Genomic DNA, 15973 nt, shown 5'->3' on the forward strand with positions numbered 1-15973 from the left:
TATGTACGAGAGCCACTTCGGCTTGCGCGAGGCGCCATTCGGCATTACGCCGGACACCAGCTTTTTCTTCAAGAGCCCGCACTCGCAGGAAGCGCTGAACACCTTGCTGGTGGCAGCGCGCAGCGGCGAGGGCTTCATCAAGATCACGGGCGAAGTCGGCACGGGAAAGACCCTGCTGTGCCGCACGTTCATGAAAACGCTGGGCGAGGATTTCGTCACGGCCTATTTGCCCAATCCGCTGCTTGAGCCTCGCACCCTGATGCTGGCCCTGGCCGATGAACTGGAATTGCCGCTGGCGAGCGATGTCGACCAGCACCAGCTGCTGAAGTCGCTGACGGCACGCTTGCTGGAACTGGCAGGGCAAGGCAAGCGCGTGGTGTTGTGCATCGACGAGGCGCAGACGATTCCGCGCGAGAGCCTGGAGGCGCTGCGCCTGCTGACCAACCTGGAAACCGAGAAGCGCAAGCTGTTGCAGATCGTGTTGTTCGGGCAACCCGAACTCAATGAACACCTGCAGGCGCAATCAATTCGCCAGCTGGCGCAGCGCATCACATTCCAGCATGACCTGGGCGGGTTGACGCGCGACGACATGGAATTTTACCTGGCGCACCGGCTGCGCGTGGCGGGTTTTACGGGCGCTCGCCTTTTCAGCAAAGGGGCTGTGCGCAAGCTGTTTGCCGCCAGCCGGGGCATCCCGCGGCTGGTCAACATCATCGCGCACAAGGCCATGCTCGCCGCATACGGCGAAGGGCGCCAGCGCATTGACACCCACCACGTCAAGCTGGCCGCCAAGGACACCGCCGTGGCGCGCCAGCGTGGCTGGCCGTGGCTGGCCACGGGTCTTGCCCTTGCCGCACTCGCTGCTGCGGGCGCATTGCTGTCTTACCGGTTGACTTTATGAGCCTGATTAACAAAATGCTGCAAGACCTGGATGCCAGGGGTGGCGCGCCAAAAGGGGCTGGCCTGTCCGGTTCCGTGCAGGCAGTCCAGCAACGGTCATCCCGAAATCACGTGGTCCTGATTGCTGCTGCTGCGGCGACTGTCGTCGTAGCTGTCGCCGCTTTTGCCGCCTGGCGCTTTCAGCGCAGTGCGCCTGCGGATGCGGTACCGGCGCCTGCCACAGGAGTGATCCGGCAGGCCCCGGTCGCAGAAAAGCCGCAAGCGACGCCACCTGAACAAATGGTCGATGGCTTGCAACTGCCCGCCGCAAACGAGGCCGCTGCCGCTGCGCTGCCAGCGGTTGGCGCCAAGCAAGGAGCGGAAGCAGGGGCTCCGGCACCGGCCAAACAGCCTGGCACCAGCCTGGCAAAGCGCGACGACAGCGGCGCGGCAAGCAAGGCTCCTGTTCGCCGTCGCGAAGGCGCCGGACCGGCGGCCGTGCCGTCGCAATTGCGCGCCGCGGCCAATGCCGGTGGTGCCGTGTCGCCTGCATCGCGAGAGGCCGGCGCACAGGCATCAGCGACGGCACTGTTCCAGCGTGCACAGGGCAAGCTGGCGTCCGGGCGCGTGGCGGAAGCCATTGTGGACCTGGAAGCTGCGCTCGACATCGACCAGCGCTACCTTGCAGCACGCGAAACACTGGTTGGCGTACTGGTGGAGTCCGGCCAGCAGGCCGACGCGATGCGCCATTTGAGGCGCGCCCTGGCACTGAATCCGGAGCAGTCGGGCATGGCCATGCTGCTGGCACGCCTGCAACTCGAACACGGCAGCGGCGCCCTCGATACACTGGAACAAAGCCTGCCTTACGCCCAGTCGAATCCCGACTACCGCGCGATGATGGCCGGAGTGCTGGAGCGGGCTGGCCGTCATCGCGAGGCCGCCCAGCATTACCAGGCGGCCGTGCAGCTGCAGCCGGCCAATGGCGTCTGGTGGATGGGGCTTGGAATTGCGCTCCAGGGCGACAAGCGTAACGCGGAAGCAAAGCCGGCCTTCCAGCGTGCGCTCGACTCAGGGCGCCTGTCGCCGGAACTGCAAACCTTCGTCGAACGGCGCCTCCAGCAGCTCAATTAAAGCGCGGCCTGAGCGCCCCAGATCTGCTTCATGCTGAAGCGCAGTTCCGCCTGGTCTTCGGTAAGGGCCTCGAGGATTGCGCATTGCGGCTGGTCGGTGCGGCGTTGCACCGACGCTGGCAGGGCCTTGCCGGCCGCATCGCGCATGCAGTGGACCTCCAGCGCGCCGTCGCCGCTGTCGCGCCCCGTCACCACGCCCAGTTCGCCGTTCGCCAGGCGCACCAGCACGCCGGGCGGGTATTTGCCGAGCTGGCGATGGAATTGCTCCTGCAAGACCGGATCGGCTGGATGCAGGGGGTCGTGCAGGAGCTTCTCGAGCGCCTCGTCCGGCAGCATGGAGCAGCGGTAATTGCGCGCCGAAACACGTGCGCAATAGCGATCGGCCAGGCTAAGCAGGCGGGCGTTGTGGGTGATCTGTTCGCGCGTCATGCCGGCCGGGTAGCCGCTGCCGTCGTCATTTTCATGGTGCATCAGGACGCAGGAAATCCACTCCTCATCCTCGACGCCCGCATACTTCAGCATTTCCGCGCTGTCTTCCGGGTGCCGGCGCACGATCGCCATTTCTTCGCTATTCAGCGCGCCGGGCTTGCACTGGAAGTTATCGTGGTGCCGCAACATGCCGACGTTCATGGTGAGCGCAGCGGCAGTCAGGGAAATCACTTCATCGGAAGCCTTGTCCAGGCCGCGCGCGACCAGGATCACCACGATGGCGGTTTCAATGCAATGACGCACCGCATAAGTGCCGGCGATCTGGTTCAGGAACAGGCAGGCCAGTGCGATGTCCGGGTTCATTTCGACCGCGCGCACCACTTCGCGCGCGATGTTGCGCAAGTCGGCATCGGCATTGCGCTCGTTGCGCAAATCCCCCAGCAGCTTTTCCAGGCGCTTGTTGGCGAGGTTGAGTTCATGCAGCACGGACGGGGGCGGCTCCAGCCGCGATCCGCCTTCCATGCCGAGGTCCTGCAAGCTGTTGAGGTACTGGTTCATGGTTTGTCCCCTCGTGTTACACGCGCGCCAGTCGCTCCAATGCAAGCGCCAGCGTCTCGTCCTTCTTGGCAAAGCAGAAGCGCACAATGCCCGAATCCTTGCCGTTGCGGTAGAACGCCGAAACCGGAATGGCGGCGACCTTGATTTCGCTGGTCAGCCATTCCGCGAAGTCCGCTTCCGATTGCGCGGAAATGCGGTCGTAGCGCACGCACTGGAAGTAGGTGCCATCTGCAGGCAGCAACTCGAAACGGCTGCCTTGCAGGCCTTTGCGAAACAGGTCGCGCTTGTGCTGGTAGAAGGCGGGCAGTCCCACATACGGCGCGGGATCGGCCATGTAGCTGGCAATGCCGTGCTGCATAGGAGTGTTCACCGAGAACACGTTGTACTGGTGGACCTTGCGGAATTCGAGCGACATCATCGCCGGCGCGGCGACATAGCCCACCTTCCAGCCCGTGACGTGATAGGTCTTGCCGAAGCTGGAGACCACGAAGGAGCGCTCGGCCAGGTCCGGGTAGCGGCACATGGACTCGTGCCGCTGGCCGTCATAGACCATGTGCTCATACACTTCATCGGACAGGATCAGGATTTCGGTGTCGCGCACGATTGCGCGCAGTGCCTCCATGTCGGCCGCGCGCAGCACGCTGCCGGTTGGATTGTGCGGCGTGTTGATGATGATCATGCGGGTGCGCTCCGTCACGGCTGCATCCACCCGCGGCCAGGGCACGCTGAAGCCGCCGTGCGGCGAAACGTCCATCTGCACCGGCACTGGCACGCCGCCGGCCAGTTCGATGGCGGGCAGGTAGCTGTCGTAGGCTGGCTCGATCACGATCACTTCGTCGCCGGGGTGTACGCTGCACAGGATTGCCGTGGTCAGCGCTTCCGTCGCACCGGGAGTAACGGTGATCTCGGTGTTGACATCGTAACGCTGGCCGTAGATGTTGCTGATCTTGTCGACGATGGCTTGGCGCAGTTCGAGCGCGCCGATGCCGGGCGGGTACTGGTTATAGCCTTCGCGCATGGCGACGGTGACCATGTCGACCAGCTTGGGATCGCAGGCGAAATCAGGAAAGCCCTGGCCCAGGTTGACCGCGCCGTGTTGTGCAGCCAGGGCTGACATGCGCGAAAAAATAGTGGTACCTACGTGCGGCAGCCGGGAAGTCAGTTGTTTCATCGTGCTTGGGAAAAGGACATTTTTTCCATTCTAGCGCAGCGGAATAAAACAAGTGTTGCCCCGAGGGTAAAACTGGAATGTCAAGCCTCCAGGCTCCATTTTTCCGGCTGCATGACCTTGAACATGCCGGCTTTCGCGAGTCGCTTGGCAAGTTTGAGCAGGGCCTTGTCCTTGGTGATCAGGATGTCGGCCTGGGCGTCGCGCGCCAGCTCCAGGAACTTCTGGTCGTCGCGGTCGGTGCAAACCGGCAGCCGCATGCCCGATTCCGGTGGCTGCACTACCTTGATGTACTGGTCGAAGCGGGCCGCACTGGCAGGGCGCGTGCTTTCATCGAGCGGCAGGTGAGGGTAGTTCAGGACGAACAGGTATTCGGCGCGGCAATCGGCGCGGGTGATGGCTTCCACCGCGCCGCTTTCGATTGCCGCCAGCAGGGATGCCCAGCGCGGATCCTGGAAAACGAACAGGTCGAGGCAGACATTGGTGTCGATGACGATGCGCTTGGGTGAAATATTCGGTGGAACGGGTATCATGTCGAAGTTTTTAGTTTTGAATTTTGAATCTTATGCTGATTGTGCTGTCGCCCGCAAAAAGTCTTGACCTGGAAACCCCGCCAACTACCAAACTTGCAACGCAGCCGGCGTTCCTCGATCATTCGGAGCTGCTGATCGAGCGCCTGCGCGGTTTTTCGCCGAACGAACTGGGCGAGCTGATGGACCTGTCCGATGCCTTGTCGACGCTGAACGTGGCGCGCTACGCGTCCTGGACCAAGGATACCAGCGAGGCGCGGCAGGCAGTCATGACCTTCAATGGCGACGTCTACGATGGCCTCGACGCGCGTTCCATGTCGGCGAAGCAGCTTGACTACACCCAGTCGCGCATCCGCATCCTGTCAGGCCTGTACGGCATGCTCAAGCCTTTGGACCTGATCCACCCGCACCGCCTGGAAATGGGCACCCGCCTGCAAAACCCGCGCGGCAAGAATCTTTACGAATTCTGGGGCGACATGATTACCGAGGCGCTGAACAAGGAAGGCTCGCCGGTCCTGGTCAACCTGGCTTCGGACGAGTACTTCAAGTCGGTCAAGCCGAAGAAGCTGGCCATGCCGGTCATTACGCCGGTGTTCGAAGACTGGAAGGGCGGCAAATACAAGATCATTTCCTTCTTCGCCAAGCGCGCGCGCGGCATGCTGGCGCGTTATGCCGCGGTGAACAACATCACCGATCCGGTAAAGCTGAAGAAGTTCGAAGTGGATGGCTACAAGTTCGAAGCGGACGCCTCGAACGATACGACCTGGGTTTTCCGTCGCAAGATCGCAGCCTGACGAGGGGCCGGGGGCAGCCTCTTTGGGCCGCACCCCGGTGTTCCGGTGTTACCAGATGTTGTACCAGGCCTTCTTCTTGCTCCCGTCATCGTCCAGCATCTTGCTGTCAGGGAAGTTTTTCACGAAGACACGCTTGGCATCGTCGCGCAGGGTGACGTTGCCCATCTTGTCGTAGCCACGGTACATGATGGCCAGTGCTTCTTCGATCGATGGCGAATCGGCGTAATCGGTCAGCACGCCCTGGGCGCGGTTGATCGCTGCCAGGTAGGCGCCGCGGCGGTAGTAATAACGCGCCACATAGACTTCATACTTGGCCATCGCGTTGATCAGGTACTTCATGCGATCGATGGCGTCCGGCGTGTATTTGCTTTCGGGAAACTTTTCAACCAGTGCCTTGAAGGCGGCGAACGCCTCGCGCGTGGCTTTCGGGTCGCGTTCCGCCGGGTCCTGCTCGTACAGGAAGTTCAGCAAGCCGATCGAATCGTTGAAATTCACCAGGCCGCGCAGGTAGTACATGTAGTCAACGTTCGGATGGTTCGGGTGCAGCTTGATGAAGCGTTCCACGGCTGCCAGCGCCTGGGCCTGGTCTTGCGCCTTGTAGTGGGAATAAGCGATTTCCATTTGCGCCTGCTGCGCATAAGTGCCGAACGGGTAGCTGGATTCAAGGCGTTCGAAAAGCTGGACGGCACGTTCATAGTTGCCGCTAGCCTGTTCATCCTTGGCCTCCGAGTATAATTTCGTTGCGGACCAGCCTCGAGTCTCGTCTGCACGTTCTGGTAACAGGCCACAAGCTGACAAACTAAACAGTACGACTGTTGCTGCAACTACTGATAATTTTTTTTGCATGTTGATGTGCAAGGAATCGTTAACCAAAATACTAAACTTGGCTGATTATAGCCGATGGGAATGCTGTGATATTGAAACCTGAGATGAATTCGGCAGAACAAGTGCCTGATAACGATTTTGACGCCGATTTTGAAGGTGATTTAACGGCCGATCCTCTCGCGCCGATCGAACTTGAACTGAGCAAATCCGATTGTGGCGAGCGCCTGGACAAGGTGGTGGCACGCCTGGTGCCCCAGTTTTCGCGCGGCCGCCTGCAATCCTGGATTGAAGAGGGTCATGTTACCGTCGACGGCAAGCCGGCCAAAGTGCGCGCCACCGTGTATGGCGATGAAAAGATCCTGGTCATCCCCCAGCCGGCGCCGGAAGACGTGGCATTCACGCCGGAAGACGTGCCGCTGGATATCGTTTTCGAAGACGATAACCTGCTGGTGATCAATAAACCGGCAGGCCTGGTGGTCCATCCGGGCGCCGGCAACTGGTCCGGCACCATGCTGAACGGCTTGCTGCACCGTTGGCCGCAACTGGGCGGCGTGCCGCGCGCCGGCATCGTGCACCGCCTCGACAAGGATACCAGCGGCCTGATGGTGGTCGGCAAGGACTTGCCGACCCAGACCGACCTGGTGCGCCAACTGCAGGCGCGTACCGTGAAGCGCGTGTACTGGTGCATCGTTTGGGGCACTCCGCGCATGAGCGGCACCATCGATGCCTCCATGGGCCGCGACCAGAAGGATCGCGTGAAAATGGCGGTGTCGACCAGCATGGGCTCGAAACCGGCCATTACCCATTACCAGCGCCTGGCCGAAGGCGTGCTGGACGGCCGTCCGGTATCGCTGGTGCAGTGCCGCCTGGAGACGGGCCGCACCCACCAGATCCGCGTGCACATGGCGCACCTGGGCTTCTCGCTGATCGGCGACCAGGTCTACGGCAAGCAGCATATGGCCAGCGTGTTCCCGCGCCAGGCCCTGCAGGCGCGTCGCCTCGGCCTGGTGCACCCTGCGACCGGCGAACAGATGGAATGGGTAGTGCCGCTGGCGGATGACTTCAAGGAGCTGATGGACCGGGCCGGCATCGAGGAGCCGGACGAGTCGGTATTGTCGGCCGCCGCGGCGACGCACGGGGAGTTTGAGGACTACGATATCTACGACGACGAATTCGACGACGAATAATGCAGCAATCTTTCCAGGGAGCGCAATGGCTGGTGCCTGACTGGCCCGGCGCTCCGGCCAATATCGGTTTTGTCTGTACCACGCGGCGCGGCGGCGTGAGCCCCGATCCTTATGGGCCGGGCCCGCAGGCCATCGCTACCAGTGGCGGCGGCCTGAACCTGGGCGTTCATGTCGGCGACGATCCAGCGAATGTCGCGTTCAACCGGGCAATCCTGCGCGGGCGTTTGCCGACGGAGCCGGCGTGGCTGTCGCAGGTGCATGGTGCGGCGGTCGTGCGGGCGGATCGCCTGGGGCGCGGCAGCATCCCGGAGGCCGATGCCAGCATCGCGGCCATGCCGGGCGCAGTGTGCGCCATCCAGACGGCGGATTGCCTGCCGGTGCTGTTCACCGATCGGGCCGGCTCTGTAGTGGGTGCAGCCCATGCGGGCTGGCGCGGCCTGGCGGGCGGCGTGCTCGAGGCGACGGTCGACGCCATGCGCACCGAGGCCGGCGAAGGCGAGATCATCGCCTGGCTTGGCCCGGCAATCGGGCCGCGGGAATTCGAGGTGGGCGAGGAGGTTTTGGAAGCCTTCCTGGCCGGTGCTGCTTCGGCGGACGATGGGGCGGCGGGCGAGGCCGCCGTGCGTGCCGCCTTCGTGGCGCGGCCGGGACAACCTGGCAAATACCTGGCGGATATTTATGCGCTGGCCCGGCTTGCGCTGCGCCGGGTTGGCGTAACGGATGTCAGCGGCGGCGATTTATGCACGGTCACCGACGCCAGCCGCTTCTATTCCTACCGCAGGGACAAGGTCACCGGAAGGCAGGCGAGTTTGATCTGGATCAAGGAGTAGGTGGTTCATTGCGACGGGCGGCTTCGGCTGCCCGTTTGCGTTTGCGGCGTTTGCCGCCTGTTAGATAAAATAGTATTCCTAATGGCAACAGGCCATACAGCAGGAAGGTCATGATGCCCGCGACCACGGTTGGTTCCGTGAAAGCCATCAGGATTGTGACGTAGAGCCAGGCAACAGCAACAATCAACATTTTTTTCCAAAATTGTATTTTTAACGGACTCAAAAAAATGAACATGCCCGACCCGCAAGCCTTCGCAAACGCATGGATGACGCAAATCAGCGATCCTCAGCAATGGCAATCCTGGTTCAAGATGATGCCGGAGATGGATGCTGTCCCAGGCGCTGCCCTGCTGCGCGATGCAGGGGCTACCGTCCGCCCGGAGGCGATGGAGCAGCTGCGCAACGAGTATATGGGCGAGTTCGGCGCGCTGTGGCAGGAATTCCTGGCCGGTAAAGCGCCGTCCCTGAAGGACCGCCGCTTTTCGTCCGAAGCCTGGCAGGGCAATCCGGTGTCCGCGTTCAATGCGGCATCATACCTGCTAAACAGCAAATTCCTCATGCAAATGGCCGAAGCCGTTGATGCGAGCCCTCACCAGAAGCAGAAAATCCGCTTTGCCGTCCAGCAGGTCGTCGATGCCATGTCGCCGGCCAACTTCCTGGCTACGAACCCGGAAGCGCACCAGAAGCTGATCGAAACCAAGGGCGAAAGCCTGACCAAGGGCCTGGCCAACCTGCTGGGCGATATCAAGAAGGGCCACATTTCCCTGTCCGACGAGAAAGCATTCGAAGTGGGCCGCAACCTGGCCACCACCGAAGGCCAGGTAGTGTTCGAAAATGAGCTGTTCCAGCTGATCCAGTACACGCCGCTGACCAAGACCGTGCATGAGCGGCCCTTGCTGATGGTGCCGCCTTGCATCAACAAATTCTACATCCTCGACCTGCAGCCGGAGAATTCGTTGGTGCGTTATGCGGTGGAACAGGGCAATACCGTGTTCCTGGTCTCCTGGCGCAATCCCGACCAGTCGCTGGCCGGCACCACCTGGGACGACTATATCGAGAAGGGCGTGATCAACGCGATCAACATCTCCCGCGAGATTACCAAGCAAGAAAAGCTGAATGTACTGGGTTTCTGCGTCGGCGGCACCTTGCTGTCCACCGCATTGGCCGTGCTGGCGGCGCGCGGCGAACAGCCGGCAGCCGGCATCACGCTGCTGACCACCTTCCTCGACTTCAGCGATACCGGCGTACTGGACGTCTTCGTCGACGAGCCGCAGGTGCAATTGCGTGAGCAGACCCTGAAGTCGGGCGGCCTGATGCCGGGCCGCGACCTGGCCAGTACCTTCTCCAGCCTGCGCCCAAACGACCTGGTGTGGAATTACGTGCAGTCCAACTACCTGAAGGGCAATGAGCCGCCGCCGTTTGACCTGTTGTACTGGAATTCCGACTCGACCAACCTGCCGGGCCCGATGTTCTGCTGGTACCTGCGCAACACCTACCTGGAAAACAGCCTGAAAGTGCCGGGCAAGCTGACCGTGGCTGGCGAAAAAGTCGACCTGTCGAAAATCCAGGCGCCGGCTTTCATCTACGCCTCGCGCGAAGACCACATCGTGCCATGGAACTCGGCCTACCTGTCGACCAGGATCCTGAACAACAAGAATCCCGAGCTGAACAAGTTCATCCTGGGCGCCTCCGGCCATATCGCCGGCGTAATCAATCCGGCTGCCAAGAAAAAGCGCAGCTACTGGACCAATGACGCCCGCCCGGCCTCGCATGAAGAGTGGTTCAGCGGTGCGGTCGAGCATCCTGGAAGCTGGTGGGGCGAGTGGTCGGAATTCCTGGCGGCGCACGGCGGCAAGGACATAAAGGCGCGCACCAAGCTGGGCAATACCAGATACGAACCAATCGAGGCGGCACCTGGGCGTTATGTAAAAGCTAAGGCGGATTGATCTTTGGTAACGTTAAGTTGCAATGCAATATTGTCGTGCCAAAAGCTTTTTTTTCGCCCTATAATGGGCTTGCAAATATTATCAACGGGACACAGCGATGAGTAGTGCAAAGAAAAGTACTGAACGTTTGATTAAGAAATACCCAAATCGCCGTCTTTACGATACGCAGACCAGTTCCTACATTACGCTGACGGACGTGAAACAGCTCGTGCTGGATGCCGAGGAATTCACCGTCGTCGACGCCAAGACCAATGAAGACCTGACCCGCAGCATCCTGCTCCAGATCATCCTGGAAGAGGAGGCGAGCGGCGTTCCGATGTTCTCTACGGACGTACTTGCACAAATCATCCGTTTCTACGGCCACGCAATGCAAGGCATGATGGGTTCTTACCTGGAAAAGAATATCCAGGCATTTACCGATATCCAGCGCAAATTCACGCAGGGCGCCGCAACGTTCGATGGCAAGACGTTCAGCCCCGAAATGTGGACCCAGTTTATGAATGTGCAAGCGCCTATCATGCAAGGCATGATGAATAACTACATCGACCAGTCGAAGAGCCTGTTTGTGCAAATGCAGGAGCAAATGCAAAACCAGAGCAAGAATATCTTCGGCACTTTCCCGTTTGCTGCGCCGCCAACGGATAAAAAGTAAGGAAAAAATGGGGACGTACCCCATTTTTCGCCATGCGGAAAAATGGGGTACGTCCCCATTTTTTTCGTCCCTACTTTGCTATAATGGTGGATTGCCCTGAATCATCATCAGCACTCTGCCATGCAATCCAAGCAAATCACCCGCATCACTCCCGCCGACGGCGCTCCGGCTCCAAAAGTAGGTTTTGTTTCCCTCGGCTGCCCTAAGGCGCTGGTCGACTCCGAGCAGATCCTGACCCAGCTTCGCGCCGAAGGCTATGAAACCGCCAAGTCCTACGACGGCGCCGACCTCGTGATCGTGAACACCTGCGGCTTCATCGACGCCGCCGTGCAGGAATCGCTGGACGCCATCGGCGAAGCGCTGGCAGAAAACGGCAAGGTTATCGTGACCGGCTGCCTGGGCGCCAAGAAGGACAAGGACGGCGACGATATCATCCAGAAGGTGCACCCGAAGGTTCTGGCCGTGACCGGTCCGCATGCCGTGGGCGAGGTGATGGCACAGGTGCATACCCACCTGCCTAAGCCGCACGAGCCGTTCATCGACCTGCTGCCGCCGCAGGGCATCAAGCTGACCCCCAAGCATTACGCTTACCTGAAGATTTCCGAAGGCTGCAACCACCGCTGCTCGTTCTGCATCATCCCTTCGATGCGCGGCGACCTGGTGTCGCGCCCGATCGCTGAACTGATGCTCGAAGCGGAGAACCTGTTCAAGGCCGGCGTGAAGGAACTGCTGGTGATCTCGCAGGACACTTCCGCATATGGCGTGGACGTGAAGTTCCGCTCCGGTTTCTGGAATGGCCGTCCGGTGAAGACCCATATGACCCAGCTGACCCAAGCCCTGGGCGAGCTGGCCAAGCAGTACGGTGCGTGGGTGCGCCTGCACTATGTTTATCCTTACCCGCACGTGGATGAAATCATCCCGATGATGGGCGACGGCCATGTCCTGCCTTACCTGGACGTGCCGCTGCAGCACGCTCACCCGGAAGTTCTGAAGCGCATGAAGCGTCCGGCTTCCGGCGAGAAGAACCTGGAGCGCATCCTGAAATGGCGCGAGATGAATCCTGAGCTGGTGATTCGTTCGACCTTCATTGCCGGTTTCCCTGGCGAGACCGAGGCTGAATTCGAATACCTGCTGGACTTCCTGAAGGAAGCGCAGATCGACCGCCTGGGTTGCTTCGCTTATTCGCCAGTGGAAGGTGCTACTGCGAATGAGCTGGCGAATCCGGTGCCGGATGAAGTGCGTGAAGAGCGCCGCGGCCGCGTGATGCTGCTGCAGGAAGAGATTTCGCGCAACCGGTTGAAGGCGAAGGTCGGCAAGACCGTGAAAGTGCTGATCGATGAGCTGACGCCAAGCGGTGCGATCGGCCGTTCGGCTGCGGACGCGCCGGAGATTGATGGCGTGGTGCACGTCAAGCGTCCGTTTGATCCGAAGAAGAAGCTGGCGGTTGGCCAGTTCTACGATGTTGAGATCACCACTGCCGATGCGCACGACCTTTGGGGTGAGGCGCAGTAAAACCGGCGAACCAGGGCCCGGCCCAAGGGGCAGACCCGCCTGCGCTGAGAGTGTCAGACCCTTGGGTCTGACACTGGTTTACCGGTTTTGGCTAGAATAGGTGCCATGACCTCCAAAAAGCACCTCCAAACCCAGATCATCCACACGGACTACGTGCCGCCAGAAGGCTTCGCCGCCTTCCCCAGCGCCATCCACCACGCGTCCACGGTCCTGTTCAAGAACGTCGCCGCCATGCGCTCCGGCGACTGGAAAGAAAAGAACGCCTATACTTACGGCCTGCACGGCACGCCCACCACCTTTACCCTTGAAGCCCGCCTGGCCGAAATCGAAGGCGGTGCGCACTGTTTGCTGGCCCCCAGCGGCCTCGCCGCCATCGCCATGTGCGACTTCGCACTGCTAAAATCTGGCGACGATGTGCTGCTGCCCGATAACGTCTACAGTCCCAACCGCGATCTCGGCAAATGGCTGACCGCCGATTTCGGCATCACCGCACGCTTGTACGACCCCATGATCGGCGCCGGCATCGCAGAGCTGATCCAGCCCAACACACGCCTGATCTGGACCGAAGCCCCCGGCTCGGTATCGATGGAAGTCCCTGACCTGCGCGCCATTTGCGATGCGGCGAAACAAAAAGGTGTGCTGGTTGCACTCGACAACACCTGGTCCGCCGGCCTGGCCTTGCGTGGTTTCGACCTCGGCGTCGACATCGTGATGCAGGCGCTGACCAAATACCAGTCCGGCGGCTCGGACGTGTTGATGGGTGCCCTGGTCACGCGCGACCCGCTGTTACACGAGCGCCTGAGCATGGCCCACATGCGCCTGGGCATGGGCGTCAGCGCCGACGATACCTACCTCGTGTTGCGCAACCTGCCCACGTTGAAGATCCGCTTCGAGACCCACGACGCCTCCGCGCGCAAAGTTGCAAGCTGGCTGAAGGCCCGTCCGGAAATCCGCAAAGTCCTGCATCCGGCCTTCGAAGATTGCCCGGGCCATGAAAACTGGAAGCGCGATTTCACCGGTGCAGGCGGCCTGTTCTCCGTGCTGTTCGACGAAAAATGCACTGAAGAGCAAACCGACCGTTTCGTCGACTCGCTCAGGCTATTCGGCATCGGTTATAGCTGGGGCGGCGCGCACAGCTTGTGCATCCCCTACCGCATCCAGGCCATGCGCAAGAACTGGAAAGAGAAGGGCACCCTGGTGCGTTTCAACATCGGCCTCGAAGATCCCGAGGACCTGATCGCCGACATCGAGCGCGCGCTGGCATCCATGTAGCTAGTTAGCTATCCATGCGATAGATCAATACAATGGCGTGCACGTATTGATCGATCATCTCTACTTGCTTACATTGGTCGGACATCGAGCAGGGGAGACCGTCATGCAAATTCTGAAGATTGCAGCAGGCGCCGTGCTGTGTGGCGCTACGTGTTTGATTTCCGCGGCGCCGCCATCCAGCTATATGCCCGTCGTGGCAAAGGAAGATTTCCAGACTACATTTGAACGGATGAAGGCCGCGCGGGCAGGCCTGATGCGCGAGCAGGCGGCTTTTCTTGAGAGTCGGTATGACTTGTCGAACAAGCCTGCGAACGGTGTCACCATGTTTCGCGGCAAGCCGGTGCAAGAGGGGATACGGGTCAAGCTGCCGCGCGGGGCCAACTGGGACAAGCTGGGCTCAATGAGTCCGGATGAAATCCGCGAGAAAGGGCTGTATCCGCATGGCTTCCTGCCGCTACCGCACCCGAATCATCCGGAAGGCGGCATGCTCTTCCCACAGTTCCACATCGACGAAATCAAGAAGCAGGAACAGCGCGACCTGAATCGCTTCGACCTGGCATTCGATTTCCCTGACCACCTGCTGCCGGAATTCCCGGCGCCGATCTTCCTGACCACACGTCCCGATCTGGGCGACGTATCGAAGGGCAAGCTGCTGACCATCGACAACTTCCACCAGATGTTCAACGGGATACTGAATCCAAAGCAGCTTGAGGGCCTGCGCCTGTTGCTGACGCCATTCCCGCAGCAACAGTTCAACCAGACCGAAGACCGTCGCTCGGAGCGTCCGAGCCGCGGCGTAACCTGTTTCGACTGTCACGCGAACGGACATACCAACGGATCGACCCACCTCGCTGGCGATGCGCGCCCACAGGCTTTCCGGCACCGCATCGATACGCCATCGCTGCGAGGCGTGAACCTGCAGCGTTTGTTTGGATCGCAGCGCGCATTGAAATCGGTGGAAGATTTCACTGAATTTGAACAGCGCGCAGCGTATTTTGACGGCGATCCGGTGATCGCGACCAAGAAGGGCGTCAACGTGCTGGAGCGCGGCAGCCAGGTGCACTTCATGGCTGAGTTCCAGGAATTGCTGGACTTCCCGCCCGCGCCGAAACTGGGAGTCACGGGCAAGCTCGATCCGCGCAAGGCTAATGAACAGGAACTGCGGGGCCAGGCGCTCTTCTTCGGCAAAGCCCAATGCGCCACTTGCCATATGCCGCCGCATTACAGCGACAATATGATGCACAACCTGCACACGGAGCGCTTCTTCAAACCGCACGAAATGAAGGGCGCGATGATGGTGGGGGATGGCCCGATCAAGACTTTCCCGCTCAGGGGCATCAAGGAATCGCCACCCTATCTGCACGACGGGCGGCTGTTGACGCTCGAGGATACGGTGGAATTCTTCAACCTGATCCTCGAGACGAAACTGACAGCGGCAGAGAAGACCGACCTGGTGGCCTTCCTGCGCACTTTATGAGTTGCCGACCGGGACGTTGTTATTGAGGGCGGTGATGCCGCGAATGAGGCGGTAGATCTTCCACAGCCATGCGCCGACCCAGACCATCCACGCCAGCGGAATGCCGAATATGGTGATGAAAAGGAGCCAGCCGACGGCGATCCACACCAGGTACCACCAGAAAGATCGAATCATCCAGCCGTGGTGGCTGTGGACGAAGGTGCCGGCGCTGTCATCGCGCTTGATGTAGTTCAGGATCAGTGGAATAAAGGACGCGGCCCCGAGCGTGAAGAACACGCTCAGGCCGTGGCCGAGGTAAAGCCAGAAAGCCCAATCCTTGGCGGAACGGGTCTGGTCATCGAAAACGAGTTCTTGTGCCATATCGGCTCCTCAGAGTTTGCGACCGTCGTAATGCTGGACAGGGTAGGCGTCCAGTTCGATGTCCTCCAGTACGCGAGCGTTAACCGCAGCCATTTCGCTGCCATTTGGAGCAGTGCCCTCGCCGTAGGTGTGGATGCCGCACTTCGGGCAGAAGCGGTGCTTGATCACGTGTTTGTTGAAGACATACGTAGCCTGGTCTTCTTCGGGCGTCAGCAGCTTCAGGCTGGTGCGCGGAATAAACCACATCAATGCGCCTTTGCGCTGGCAGATGGAGCAGTTGCAGGCTACCAGCCCTTCGATATCGCCTTCTGCTTCAAATTTCACATTGCCGCAATGGCAGCTTCCCTTGTACAGCATTTTTCTCCTCCGGGTAGAATCATTAGCTTGGCGCTAATGATAATGTAATTGCAAGAGGAGTGGGCAA

Annotated in this window: 17 protein-coding genes; 10 read left to right on the forward strand and 7 right to left on the reverse strand. The window is 60.5% G+C overall.

All coding sequences use genetic code 11. The annotated features are described in order from the left end of the window. Window position 1: 1 nt before the first annotated feature. Window positions 2–901: an ExeA family protein gene (locus tag ACN9MZ_RS14840; RefSeq protein ID WP_426337769.1), complete on the forward strand. Its 900-nt coding sequence runs from the start codon at window positions 2–4 to the stop codon at window positions 899–901. Continuing rightward, complete coding sequence (locus tag ACN9MZ_RS14845) at window positions 898–2010, forward strand: tetratricopeptide repeat protein (protein WP_426337770.1); 1113 nt, start codon at window positions 898–900, stop codon at window positions 2008–2010. The genes ACN9MZ_RS14840 and ACN9MZ_RS14845 overlap by 4 nt, the downstream gene beginning before the upstream one ends. Here ACN9MZ_RS14845 and ACN9MZ_RS14850 read toward each other — a convergent pair. The 3 genes from ACN9MZ_RS14850 to ACN9MZ_RS14860 form a co-directional block, all read right to left on the reverse strand. Continuing rightward, entirely contained in the window at window positions 2007–2996 is a 990-nt protein-coding gene (locus ACN9MZ_RS14850; protein ID WP_426337771.1) for an HD-GYP domain-containing protein, read from the reverse strand. The genes ACN9MZ_RS14845 and ACN9MZ_RS14850 overlap by 4 nt on opposite strands. Before the next feature lie 16 nt (window positions 2997–3012). Further along, entirely contained in the window at window positions 3013–4167 is a 1155-nt protein-coding gene (locus tag ACN9MZ_RS14855; RefSeq protein WP_426337772.1) for a pyridoxal phosphate-dependent aminotransferase, read from the reverse strand. Window positions 4168–4247: 80 nt separating this feature from the next. Continuing rightward, window positions 4248–4697 carry a putative toxin-antitoxin system toxin component, PIN family gene (locus tag ACN9MZ_RS14860; protein ID WP_426337773.1) on the reverse strand — a complete coding sequence of 150 codons (450 nt, stop codon included), beginning with the start codon at window positions 4695–4697 and terminating at the stop codon, window positions 4248–4250. 32 nt (window positions 4698–4729) lie between these two features. Here ACN9MZ_RS14860 and yaaA point away from each other — a divergent pair, with 32 nt between their 5' ends. Then, window positions 4730–5488 (forward strand): peroxide stress protein YaaA, encoded by a 759-nt coding sequence (gene yaaA, locus ACN9MZ_RS14865; RefSeq protein ID WP_426337774.1) that lies wholly within the window; start codon window positions 4730–4732, stop codon window positions 5486–5488. A gap of 48 nt (window positions 5489–5536) precedes the next feature. Here the strand turns inward: yaaA and ACN9MZ_RS14870 are convergent, their stop codons facing one another. After that, the gene (locus tag ACN9MZ_RS14870; RefSeq protein ID WP_426337775.1) at window positions 5537–6334 is read right to left on the reverse strand and encodes an outer membrane protein assembly factor BamD; all 798 of its coding nucleotides are present in this window, start codon (window positions 6332–6334) and stop codon (window positions 5537–5539) included. 83 nt (window positions 6335–6417) lie between these two features. Between ACN9MZ_RS14870 and ACN9MZ_RS14875 the strand changes: the two genes are divergently transcribed. After that, window positions 6418–7500, forward strand: a complete 1083-nt coding sequence (locus ACN9MZ_RS14875; protein WP_426337776.1) for an RluA family pseudouridine synthase — start codon at window positions 6418–6420, stop codon at window positions 7498–7500. After that, on the forward strand, window positions 7500–8330 hold the full coding sequence (gene pgeF / locus ACN9MZ_RS14880; protein ID WP_426337777.1) for a peptidoglycan editing factor PgeF: 831 nt from the start codon (window positions 7500–7502) through the stop codon (window positions 8328–8330). Before ACN9MZ_RS14875 ends, pgeF begins: the two co-directional genes overlap by 1 nt. Here pgeF and ACN9MZ_RS14885 read toward each other — a convergent pair. Continuing rightward, window positions 8320–8565, reverse strand: a complete 246-nt coding sequence (locus ACN9MZ_RS14885; RefSeq protein ID WP_426337778.1) for a hypothetical protein — start codon at window positions 8563–8565, stop codon at window positions 8320–8322. The genes pgeF and ACN9MZ_RS14885 overlap by 11 nt on opposite strands. Between ACN9MZ_RS14885 and phaC the strand changes: the two genes are divergently transcribed. From phaC to ACN9MZ_RS14910, 5 genes are all read left to right on the forward strand, one after another. Continuing rightward, complete coding sequence (phaC, locus tag ACN9MZ_RS14890; protein ID WP_426337779.1) at window positions 8558–10276, forward strand: class I poly(R)-hydroxyalkanoic acid synthase; 1719 nt, start codon at window positions 8558–8560, stop codon at window positions 10274–10276. The two genes, ACN9MZ_RS14885 and phaC, sit on opposite strands and share 8 nt — an antisense overlap. 97 nt (window positions 10277–10373) lie before the next feature. Beyond that, the gene (gene phaR, locus ACN9MZ_RS14895; protein ID WP_426172021.1) at window positions 10374–10928 is read left to right on the forward strand and encodes a polyhydroxyalkanoate synthesis repressor PhaR; all 555 of its coding nucleotides are present in this window, start codon (window positions 10374–10376) and stop codon (window positions 10926–10928) included. Between the two features lie 120 nt (window positions 10929–11048). Continuing rightward, window positions 11049–12440, forward strand: coding sequence for a 30S ribosomal protein S12 methylthiotransferase RimO (gene rimO / locus ACN9MZ_RS14900; RefSeq protein ID WP_426337780.1), 1392 nt, complete (start codon window positions 11049–11051; stop codon window positions 12438–12440). 105 nt (window positions 12441–12545) lie between these two features. Then, the gene (locus ACN9MZ_RS14905) at window positions 12546–13712 is read left to right on the forward strand and encodes a cystathionine beta-lyase (protein WP_426337781.1); all 1167 of its coding nucleotides are present in this window, start codon (window positions 12546–12548) and stop codon (window positions 13710–13712) included. A gap of 103 nt (window positions 13713–13815) precedes the next feature. After that, window positions 13816–15189, forward strand: a complete 1374-nt coding sequence (locus ACN9MZ_RS14910) for a hypothetical protein (RefSeq protein ID WP_426337782.1) — start codon at window positions 13816–13818, stop codon at window positions 15187–15189. Here the strand turns inward: ACN9MZ_RS14910 and ACN9MZ_RS14915 are convergent. Continuing rightward, complete coding sequence (locus tag ACN9MZ_RS14915) at window positions 15184–15549, reverse strand: DUF4870 family protein (protein WP_426337783.1); 366 nt, start codon at window positions 15547–15549, stop codon at window positions 15184–15186. The genes ACN9MZ_RS14910 and ACN9MZ_RS14915 overlap by 6 nt on opposite strands. Window positions 15550–15558: 9 nt before the next feature. After that, window positions 15559–15906, reverse strand: coding sequence for a GFA family protein (locus ACN9MZ_RS14920; RefSeq protein ID WP_426337784.1), 348 nt, complete (start codon window positions 15904–15906; stop codon window positions 15559–15561). Between the last annotated feature and the right edge of the window lie 67 nt (window positions 15907–15973).

Origin of the sequence: Pseudoduganella sp. S-14, assembly GCF_049913285.1 — a bacterium.
In the GTDB taxonomy this organism is placed as follows: domain Bacteria; phylum Pseudomonadota; class Gammaproteobacteria; order Burkholderiales; family Burkholderiaceae_D; genus Rugamonas.

Excerpts from the sequence above, each read along its gene's own strand:
- ACN9MZ_RS14915 (WP_426337783.1), bottom strand. The coding sequence starts at position 15,549 with ATGGCACAAGAACTCGTTTTCGATGACCAGACCCGTTCCGCCAAGGAT.
- rimO (WP_426337780.1), top strand. The coding sequence starts at position 11,049 with ATGCAATCCAAGCAAATCACCCGCATCACTCCCGCCGACGGCGCTCCG.
- phaC (WP_426337779.1), top strand. The coding sequence starts at position 8,558 with ATGAACATGCCCGACCCGCAAGCCTTCGCAAACGCATGGATGACGCAA.
- ACN9MZ_RS14885 (WP_426337778.1), bottom strand. The coding sequence starts at position 8,565 with ATGTTCATTTTTTTGAGTCCGTTAAAAATACAATTTTGGAAAAAAATG.
- phaR (WP_426172021.1), top strand. The coding sequence starts at position 10,374 with ATGAGTAGTGCAAAGAAAAGTACTGAACGTTTGATTAAGAAATACCCA.
- ACN9MZ_RS14860 (WP_426337773.1), bottom strand. The coding sequence starts at position 4,697 with ATGATACCCGTTCCACCGAATATTTCACCCAAGCGCATCGTCATCGAC.
- ACN9MZ_RS14855 (WP_426337772.1), bottom strand. The coding sequence starts at position 4,167 with ATGAAACAACTGACTTCCCGGCTGCCGCACGTAGGTACCACTATTTTT.
- pgeF (WP_426337777.1), top strand. The coding sequence starts at position 7,500 with ATGCAGCAATCTTTCCAGGGAGCGCAATGGCTGGTGCCTGACTGGCCC.
- ACN9MZ_RS14845 (WP_426337770.1), top strand. The coding sequence starts at position 898 with ATGAGCCTGATTAACAAAATGCTGCAAGACCTGGATGCCAGGGGTGGC.
- ACN9MZ_RS14905 (WP_426337781.1), top strand. The coding sequence starts at position 12,546 with ATGACCTCCAAAAAGCACCTCCAAACCCAGATCATCCACACGGACTAC.
- ACN9MZ_RS14910 (WP_426337782.1), top strand. The coding sequence starts at position 13,816 with ATGCAAATTCTGAAGATTGCAGCAGGCGCCGTGCTGTGTGGCGCTACG.
- ACN9MZ_RS14850 (WP_426337771.1), bottom strand. The coding sequence starts at position 2,996 with ATGAACCAGTACCTCAACAGCTTGCAGGACCTCGGCATGGAAGGCGGA.
- ACN9MZ_RS14840 (WP_426337769.1), top strand. The coding sequence starts at position 2 with ATGTACGAGAGCCACTTCGGCTTGCGCGAGGCGCCATTCGGCATTACG.
- ACN9MZ_RS14870 (WP_426337775.1), bottom strand. The coding sequence starts at position 6,334 with ATGCAAAAAAAATTATCAGTAGTTGCAGCAACAGTCGTACTGTTTAGT.
- yaaA (WP_426337774.1), top strand. The coding sequence starts at position 4,730 with ATGCTGATTGTGCTGTCGCCCGCAAAAAGTCTTGACCTGGAAACCCCG.
- ACN9MZ_RS14920 (WP_426337784.1), bottom strand. The coding sequence starts at position 15,906 with ATGCTGTACAAGGGAAGCTGCCATTGCGGCAATGTGAAATTTGAAGCA.
- ACN9MZ_RS14875 (WP_426337776.1), top strand. The coding sequence starts at position 6,418 with ATGAATTCGGCAGAACAAGTGCCTGATAACGATTTTGACGCCGATTTT.